The sequence below is a fragment of the Streptomyces atratus genome, assembly GCF_900119365.1.
Classification (GTDB): domain Bacteria; phylum Actinomycetota; class Actinomycetes; order Streptomycetales; family Streptomycetaceae; genus Streptomyces; species Streptomyces atratus_B.
In genome coordinates, this window is the sequence record NZ_FPJO01000027.1 from 63,665 (window position 1) to 70,848 (window position 7,184).

A 7,184-nucleotide genomic window follows, 5' to 3' on the forward strand; every position below is an offset into this window, starting at 1 on the left:
GGGCAAGCCTGGATCTCTTTCTCCCCTTGTCATCCAATGATGTGGACGAAGCGAACAATGAAGCCTGCGGAATGGGCGGCTCGTCATCGATCCGGGCCGCTGGATGTTGTTGTCACCGGACTGCAATCCGATGCTCACACCTGGAATCTCATCTACATCCAACTGCTGCTCGAAGACCTCGGGCACAAGGTCGTCAATCTGGGTTCCTGTGTGCCCGAGGACGAGATCGTCGAGTCCTGCTGCAAGTTCCAGCCCGACCTCCTGGTCGTCAGCAGCGTCAACGGGCACGGCTTCAACGACGCCGAGCCGCTGATCGGAGCCATCCGGTCGCGCTGGGAGCTGACCGGCCTGCCCGCGGTCATCGGCGGCAAGCTCGGCGTGTCCGGAGCCGGGGAGGAAGAGGCCGACGCCCTCATGAGAGCCGGGTTCGACGCGGTCTTCCAGGACGGCGTCGACATCGCCGCCTTCGAGTCCTACGTCGACTCGCTTCCCAAGGAGGTGGAACGATGACCGCGCCGGTGCAGGACGCAGCTCCCGGGAGCCGCACCACGGTGCACCGGCGACCGCTCTCCTTCGGCCGCTTCGTCGCCGGGGCGCAGGCCCGCGGAACACTCGTGGTCCAGCCCCGCATGGGCTTCTCCGACCCCGCACTGATGAGGGCCGGCCTGCTGGCCACCAAAGGAGCGGCGAACGCGGTCGTCGGCACCATGACGATCGACAGCTACACCCGGGTCAACGACGAGGCGTCCGCGGCCCGCGCCCTGAACGGCGGCGTCCCGCTCAACGGATTCCCGATCACTTCCTACAGCCCGCACACCTCGCGCTGGGTCCTCGACGGCGTCCGGGACGCAGGCTTCCCGGTGCAGATCCGGCACGGCTCGGCCCGCCCCCAGCGCATCGTCTCCGCGCTGGCCAGGCTCGGCCTGGACGCGACGGAGGGCGGCCCGGTCTCCTACTGCCTGCCCTACGGACGCACCCCGCTCCTGGACTCCGTGCGCAACTGGCAGGAGGCCTGCGACTTCCTGGCCGGACTGCGCGGCACCGGCGCGGAACCACACCTGGAGACCTTCGGCGGCTGCATGCTCGGCCAGCTCTGCCCGCCCGGGCTGCTCGTCGCCATCAGCGCGCTGGAGGCGCTCTTCTTCCACCGGGCGGGGCTGCGCAGCATCTCGCTCAGCTACGCCCAGCAGACCAACGCGGACCAGGACCGCGACGCGATGCACGCACTGCACCGCCTGGCCGGCGAGTTCCTGCCGGACACCGACTGGCACATCGTCCTCTACACCTACATGGGCCTCTACCCGCAGACCCGGCACGGGTCCCTGGAACTCCTGGAACGGTCGGCCGAACTGGCCGTGGAGACCGGGGCGGCCCGGCTGATCGTGAAGACCGCGGCCGAGGCGCACCGCATCCCGACCGTGGCGGAGAACGTCGAGGCCCTGCGGGTCGCCGCACGGGCCGCCGCCCGGCACCGCACGGCGACCGGTGCCCGGCCCGGGAACGCTCCTGTCCCGCACACCGACCCCGCGGACAACGCCGTCTACGCGGAGGCCCGTGCCCTGGTGGACGCCGTGCTGAACCTGGACGACGACCTGGGCCAGGCCCTGCTGAAGGCCTTCGCCCGCGGATACCTCGACGTCCCCTACTGCCTGCACCCCGACAACGCGGGCCGCACCCGGAGTCATATCGACGGGTCAGGCCGCCTCACCTGGTCCGAGATCGGGGCGATGCCCCTCGGGCCCGTCCGCGACCGCGGCCGGCGGCTCACCGCCGCCGGGCTGTTCGACGCCCTGTCGTTCGTACAGCGCCGGCACGACCGCACCGTTCCCCCGTCCGCTTCCCGCCCCTCGCTCCCCACGGCGGCCCGTCGCCCGGCGGCCCATCGGCAGCACACCCAGGAGGTAGCACCATGACCAGCACGATCGCCGAGTCCCACGGCCGCGTCGCGCCCTCGTTCCCGGCCTCTCCCGACCAGCACCTGATCGCCGAGCCGACCCGTGCCACGCTGCGGGTGCAGAGCCGCATGCTCGCGGCGACCCGGGCCTTCCTGACCGCGCAGGGGTTCCAGGAGCTGCTGCCGCCGGTCATCGGACCGGTCACCGACCCGGGCATCCGGGGCTCCAAGCAGGTGGACGTCGACTTCTACGGCCACAAGTACAAGCTGATGACCAGCGCGATCCTCTACAAGCAGGCATCGCTGCCGGCCTTCGACAAGATCTTCTACATCGCGCCCAACGTCCGCCTGGAACCGCTGGAGACGGCCGTCACGCACCGCCATCTCGCCGAGTTCCACCAGATCGACGTGGAGATCCGCGACGCCCGCCGCGAGGACGCGATGGAGCTCGCCGAGCGGCTCGTCGCCCATGTCGTCGATGAGGTCGTCCGCGAGATGCCGGGGGACCTGGAGCTCCTCGGCCGGGACCGGGACGCCTTCCGGGAGGTGGTCCAGGGGGCGTTCGACCGCACCACGCACAAGGAGGCCACCGCCGACCTGGTCGCGCTCGGCCACCCGCAGGACCCGGGCGCCGAGATCGACTGGGAGGGCGAGGAGATCCTCTCAGCCAAGACCAGCCGCCCGTTCTTCGTCGTCGACTACCCCAAGGGCTCGCGGGGCTTCTACGACCAGGAGGACACCGACCGCCCCGGCGTCCTGCGCAACTTCGACCTGATCGCCCCCGAGGGCTACGGTGAACTGGCCAGCGGCAGCGAGCGCGAGCACGACTACGCGGCCCTGGTCACCCGGATGCGCGAGACCGGCGAGAACCCCGCGAAGTACGGCTGGTACCTCGACCTGGCCCGCCGCGGCATCCCCGCCAGCTCCGGCTTCGGCATCGGTCTGGAGCGCTTCACCCGGTACGTCACCGGTCGCACCGCCGCCTGGGAGGCCAGCGCCTACCCGAAGCTCCCCGGAGTGACGTCGGCATGAGCACGGTACTGAGCGCCTCGGGCTTCCCCGAGGAACAGGTGCGGCACCGGGCCAGGGCCGGAGCGGCCGGCGTCTTCCCCGCGCTGGAGTCCTACGGCAGCAGCATGCTGGGCGCGGTCCCGGTCGGCCAGGACCCGTACGACCTGCTGGAACGCGCCAGGATCGTCCCCCCGGTGTTCATGCCGGAGCGGCTGAAGAAGCTCATCGACCTGGCCCGTGAACCGCTCTACACGGACGTCGAACTGGACACAGTGCTCGGCGGGTTCACCTCCCGGCTGCCGCTCTACGTGTCCGCGTTCGGCTCCACCCAGGTCGCCAGCCACGACCTGGGCGAGGCTGCCGGACGCCAGGCCGGACGGCTCGGCATCCCGATGGTCGTCGGGGAGAACGTGGTGCCGGTCAACGGCTACCGCGCCGCCGCCGACTCCGCGGCCTCCCCGCTGCTCGGCCGGATCGCCGCCTACACGGCCGCCGCCGACGACGAGCACGGCGGCGTGGTGGTGCAGCAGTCCACCGAGGACGCGGACGCCGAGGTGTGGAACCTGGTCTACAGCGACCCGGTGTCCGAGCCGCTGCTGGCCACCGGCCGGCTCGCCTTCGAGCTGAAGGTCGGCCAGGGTGCCAAGCCGGGGCTCGGCGGTCTCACCGTCCTGGGCCGCGAGGCCGGCGACCGGGTCGCCGAACAGTACGCCATGGACGAGGTGTTCGGCGCCGACAGCGACTCGGTGCTGCGGATCAGCAGCCCCGGCACCTTCACCGAGGAGATCCTGCGCCAGCAGATCCGGCTGATGCGGAACAACTTCCCCCGCGTGAAGGTGTGGGTGAAGCTGCACCCCGGGCGCGACATCGCCCTCGCCGCGGCCACCGCCTGGGCGGCCGGCGCGGACTCCGTCACCGTGGACGGCGCGGAGGGCGGCACCGCCTGGGCGCCGAGCGCCTTCCTCGGCCAAGTCGGGCTCCCGCTCGGCGAGTGCCTCACCCGCATCGGCCGCACCGGCCACTGCCTGCTCGCCAGCGGGCGCATCTGGGAAGGCACCAGAGCCGTGAAGGCGCTGGCGCTCGGCGCCCGCGCCGTCGGCCTCGGCCGGGCCGCACTGCTCGCCGTGGACGAGGACGCCGAGGCCGGCCTGGTCCGGCTGGTCGAGTCCATCGCCCTCGAACTCCGACTGCTGATCAGCTCCGTCGGCAAGTACCACGTCAACGCCCTGGAAGCGGACGACGTCCTGCTGCCGGCCGACGCCGCGACGGGTTCCCGTACCGGCTGATCCCCCCGCTCAACCACCCCGCTTCGCACCCATTGCACGTCATCCACCGTGGCTCCGTCGGTCTCCCGGCACGCCGCGAGACCACGAGATCCGAGCTACCGAGAAGGTGTCGAGATGTTCCAGCCGCAAACCGATCCAGCTCTCTCCCCCGGCGTCGGCGTCCCCGCGCACGTCGCCACGTACAACGACACGGCCGAGAACCTGCCCGTGGGCGCGCTGCACACTCTCTTCACCGCGCAGGCCGCCCGCACCCCGGACGCCGTCGCCCTCGTCCGCGAGGACCGCCGTCTCACCTACCGGGAGCTGGACGGCGCGGCCAACGCCCTCGCGCACCGGCTCGTCGCCGAGGGCGTACGGCCCGGCGACGCGGTCGGCCTCCTCTTCGACCGCTCCTTCGCCTACGTCATCACCGTCCTCGCCGTGATGAAGAGCGGCGGGGTGTACGTCCCCCTCGACCCCCGCCAGCCCGAGGAGCGCCTCGGCTGGATCCTCTCCAACACGGGGGCCACCCTCCTGGTGACCGACCGTCCGGCCGGGGAGACCGGCTTCGCGGGCGACCTGCCCGCCCTGCGGCTCGACGACACGAGCGCCACGGCCGACACGGCCACCACCGCACCCGATGTCACGGTCCACCCGGACCAGGCGCTGTACATGATGTTCACCTCCGGTTCCAGCGGCACCCCCAAGGGCGTCGTCAACACCCACCGCAACGTGGTCGAACTGGCCCTGGATCCGGGCTTCGGCGCCGCGGCCCACGAGCGGGTGCTCGCCTACTCGCCGCTGCCTTTCGACTCCTCCACCTACGAGCTGTGGGTACCGCTGCTGCGCGGCGGACTGGCCGTCGTACTGTCCGCCCCGAAGATCGACATCGGCGAGCTGGCCGACGCCATCACCCGCTACGGGGCGACCGCCGCCTACTTCACGACCGCCCTCTTCGACGCCCTGGCCAGCGAGGCGATCGACGCCCTGGGGCAGCTGCGCGAGATCTGGACCGGCGGCGACGTGCTGTCCGCCACCGCCCTCCAACGGGCCCTCGACCACTGCCCGGACACCACGTTCGTGCACGTCTACGGCCCCACCGAGGCGACCGTCTTCTGCAGCTACCAGGCCTTCACCCCCGAGGTGCGCACCCTCGACCGGCTGCACCTGGGCATCCCGATGGCGAACACCGCCATGTACGTCCTGGACGCCGAGCTGCGCCACACCGCCCCGGGCGAAACCGGCGAACTCTACGTCGCGGGGCCGCACCTCGCCCAGGGCTACGGCCGGCTGCCCGCCCTGACCGCCGGGCGTTTCACCGCCGACCCGTACGGACCGGCCGGCAGCCGCATGTACCGCACCGGCGACCTGGCCGCCTGGAACGAGCACGGCGAGATCGTGTTCCTGGGCCGCGCGGACCAGCAGGTCAAGCTGCGCGGCAACCGCATCGAGCTCGGCGAGATCGAGACCGTGCTGGTCCGCCACCCCTCCGTCGCCCAGGCCGCCGTCATCGTCCGCGAGGACCGGCCCGGCGACAAGCGCCTGGTGGCCTACGCCGTACCCGCTGAGGAAGGCGTCCTGGACGGGGCCGGACTCCTCCGGTACGCGGCCGAGGAGCTCGTCGAGTACATGGTGCCCTCGGCGGTCGTCCCGATGGGAACCCTGCCGCTGACCCCGAACGGCAAGCTGGACCGGCGCGCACTGCCCGCCCCCCGGGTCGGCGCGGCACCAGGCGGCCGGGCCCCGCGCAACCCCGTCGAGGAAGTCCTCTGCGGCCTCTTCGCCCACTCCCTCGGCCTGCCGTCGATCGGCATCGACGACGACTTCTTCACCTCCGGCGGCCACTCGCTGCTGGCGACCCGGCTGGTCAGCCGGGTGCGCACCACGCTCGACGTCCAGCTGACGCTGCGGCAGTTCTTCGAGTGCCCGACCGTCGCGCTGCTCGCCGAGTACGTCGCCACCGGCGGCGGCGAGTCCGCCCGCCCGGCGCTGACCGCCCAGGAGCGCCCGGAGCCGCTGCCGCTCTCGGCGGCGCAGCAACGCCTCTGGTTCCTCGACCAGCTGGAGGGCCCGTCGGCGACGTACAACATCCCGCTCGCCGTCCGGGTGCGGGGCGAGCTCGATGTCGCCGCCCTGGAGGCCGCGTTCACCGATGTCGCGGGGCGGCACGAGAGCCTGCGCACCGTGTTCGGTCAGGCCGAGGGACAGACCTGCCAGCGGATCCTGCCCGCCGACAGCATCCGGGTGGAGCTGCCGGTCACCCCGGCGACCGAGGACGGTGTCGCCGCACTGCTCACCGAGGAGTCCGAGCGCTTCTTCGACCTGTCGGCCGATCTGCCGTTCCGCGCACGGCTGTTCAGCCTGGGCGAGCAGGACCACGTACTCCTGGTGGTCATGCACCACATCGTCTCCGACGGCTGGTCCTACCAGCCGCTCATGCGCGACCTGAGTACCGCCTACGCGACCCGCTCGCGCGGTGAGCGCCCCGCCTGGGGGCCGTTGCCCGCCCAGTACGCGGACTACGCGCTCTGGCACCGCGACGTGCTCGGTGAACCGGCGGACCAGGAGAGCGTCGCCTCCCGCCAACTCGACTACTGGTGCCGCACTTTGGCTGACCTCCCCGAGGAGGTCACCCTGCCCGCCGTACGGCAGCGGCCGGCCGTCGTCTCCTACCGGGGCGCCACCCACACCGTGCACCTCTCCGAGGACGTGCACTCCTCGCTCACGGAGTTGGCGCGCGAGTCGGGCGCCTCGGTGTTCATGGTGGCCCAGGCGGCGGTGTCGACGCTGCTGTTCCGCTCCGGTGCGGGCCACGACATCCCGCTCGGCTCGCCGATCGCCGGCCGTACGGATCAGGCGCTCGACGACCTCGTCGGCTTCTTCGTCAACACGCTCGTCCTGCGTACGGACATCAGTGGCGACCCGAGCTTCCGTGAGCTGCTGGGCCGGGTCCGGGAGACGGATCTGGCCGCCTGGAGCCACCAGGACCTGCCCTTCGACCGCCTGGTCGAAGC

The 7,184-nt window shown here is 71.8% G+C and carries 5 protein-coding genes; all 5 read left to right on the plus strand.

Going from position 1 to position 7,184, the window contains the following annotated elements; genetic code table 11:
- Positions 1-57 precede the first annotated feature (57 nt).
- On the plus strand, positions 58-510 hold the full coding sequence (locus BT364_RS31625) for a cobalamin B12-binding domain-containing protein (RefSeq protein WP_072488656.1): 453 nt from the start codon (positions 58-60) through the stop codon (positions 508-510).
- Positions 507-1,913, plus strand: coding sequence for a methylaspartate mutase (locus tag BT364_RS41870; protein WP_079179720.1), 1,407 nt, complete (start codon positions 507-509; stop codon positions 1,911-1,913). Before BT364_RS31625 ends, BT364_RS41870 begins: the two co-directional genes overlap by 4 nt.
- On the plus strand, positions 1,910-2,926 hold the full coding sequence (locus tag BT364_RS41875; RefSeq protein ID WP_072488657.1) for an asparagine synthetase A: 1,017 nt from the start codon (positions 1,910-1,912) through the stop codon (positions 2,924-2,926). Before BT364_RS41870 ends, BT364_RS41875 begins: the two co-directional genes overlap by 4 nt.
- Positions 2,923-4,191, plus strand: a complete 1,269-nt coding sequence (locus BT364_RS31640) for a glutamate synthase-related protein (protein WP_072488658.1) — start codon at positions 2,923-2,925, stop codon at positions 4,189-4,191. The genes BT364_RS41875 and BT364_RS31640 overlap by 4 nt, the downstream gene beginning before the upstream one ends.
- 114 nt (positions 4,192-4,305) lie before the next feature.
- The coding region (locus BT364_RS41880) for a non-ribosomal peptide synthetase (protein ID WP_177328306.1) at positions 4,306-7,184 on the plus strand (2,879 nt) is incomplete at its 3' end.

What these genes read in the sequence shown, in the direction of transcription:
- BT364_RS31625 (WP_072488656.1), top strand. Translation starts at nt 58, where the DNA reads ATGAAGCCTGCGGAATGGGCGGCTCGTCATCGATCCGGGCCGCTGGAT.
- BT364_RS41870 (WP_079179720.1), top strand. Translation starts at nt 507, where the DNA reads ATGACCGCGCCGGTGCAGGACGCAGCTCCCGGGAGCCGCACCACGGTG.
- BT364_RS41875 (WP_072488657.1), top strand. Translation starts at nt 1,910, where the DNA reads ATGACCAGCACGATCGCCGAGTCCCACGGCCGCGTCGCGCCCTCGTTC.
- BT364_RS31640 (WP_072488658.1), top strand. Translation starts at nt 2,923, where the DNA reads ATGAGCACGGTACTGAGCGCCTCGGGCTTCCCCGAGGAACAGGTGCGG.